Annotated in this window: 2 protein-coding genes and 1 pseudogene; all 3 read left to right on the forward strand. The window is 74.5% G+C overall.

Going from position 1 to position 1,331, the window contains the following annotated elements; all coding sequences use genetic code 11:
- Window positions 1–279 (forward strand): annotated as a pseudogene (locus V8688_RS31915) (alpha/beta hydrolase); the annotation flags it as partial.
- 17 nt (window positions 280–296) lie between these two features.
- Window positions 297–686: a hypothetical protein gene (locus V8688_RS31920; RefSeq protein WP_342802378.1), complete on the forward strand. Its 390-nt coding sequence runs from the start codon at window positions 297–299 to the stop codon at window positions 684–686.
- Window positions 679–1,331 (forward strand): WXG100 family type VII secretion target (locus V8688_RS31925; RefSeq protein ID WP_342802379.1); only part of this gene is annotated, 653 nt, incomplete at its 3' end. The genes V8688_RS31920 and V8688_RS31925, both read left to right, overlap by 8 nt.

Below are 1,331 nucleotides of genomic sequence, written 5' to 3' on the forward strand. Positions count from 1 at the left end.
GTCGCCGCCGAACGCCCCGGCGACCTGGCCGGGTTGGTCGTCTGCGGCACCCCGCGCCGGGCCACCGAGATCGCGCCGGACCCGCGTCTGGCGGTGCTGGCGGTGCACGGCGCCGACGACCGGCGGGCGCCGATCGATGCGGTCCGGCTATGGACAGCACGGCACGGATCGGTAGATTTGCGCGAGTACGCCGACGCGGGACACGACCTGTTGCACGAACCGGTGCAGCAGCGCGTGGCGTCCGATATCGCGCAGTGGGTGCTCACCACGGCGCGATGAACGACGAAGGGGGAACGGTGCAACCGAATCGAACAGGCCTGCCGGATACGGCGGCACTCGGCCGGGCCGTGGACGACGGTGGGCTGTGGATCGACGGCCTGCTCGTCGCCGACGGCGCGCCGGAGCGTTGCGCCCAGCGCTACGAGCGCCTGGCCGACGCGGTCGACGCCCAGCTGCTGGTCCTCGGTGGGGCGGAGGTGATCCCCGGCTTCGGCGGGCTGGCCTCGGGTGCCGCGCTGCGCAGCGGATTCGAGACCAAGGCGGCCGACGCGCTCACCCAGCTGCGCGCCTACGCGAGCACCGCGCGGGCGCTGGCCGCCGTCTTCCGGGCCGCGGGGACGGCCTATCAGGACAGCGATCAGGCGCTGGCCGCGTCGATCGCGAAGCAGGAGCCCGACCATGCGTAGCATCTCCGGCCGCGTGCCCGGCACCGATCCCGACTACGCCGCCGTCGTCGAGGTGTTCGACAACCTCTCGCACGCCGAGATCCATCAGGCCGTCCAACAGCTCGATCCGGCGGCGCTGTCCGCCGCGGGCGAGTTGTTCCTGACCACCTCGACCGCGCTCGGTGACGAGGTCGAGAACGCGCACGGCGAGATCGGCGCGGCCATCGCCGACGGCTGGCGCGGCGGTGCCGCCCAGCGGGCGATCGACGCGGTGCGCGACTTCGAGCAGGCGGGCAGGCGGATCGCCGACGTGCTGACCGCGGTCGGGGTCCGGCTCGGCCAGGCAGGCGATGCCGCCGAGTCGGTGCGCGCCGCGATCGCCGAACCCGATGCCGCCCAACCGGATCCGGCGGCCGCGCTGCTCGATTCCCAGCAGGCCACCGACAACGCCGCGATCGTGCGGCGGGCCGAGAACGCCCGGCTCGACGCGGTGCGGGCGATGGAGACGATCTACGGCGGCGCTTTCGTGCCGACCGGGTCGGGGGTGCCGTCGTTCCCCGAGATCACCACCGAACCCGGGGCAGGCGATCCCACCGTCGCCTCGACCGGCCTCGCCGGGCGCGCACCGTCCGCCGCCGCGCCCGGCGTGTCGGCCGTGGCCGCCAC

Source organism: Nocardia sp. No.11 (assembly GCF_038752175.1).
GTDB lineage: Bacteria > Actinomycetota > Actinomycetes > Mycobacteriales > Mycobacteriaceae > Nocardia > Nocardia canadensis.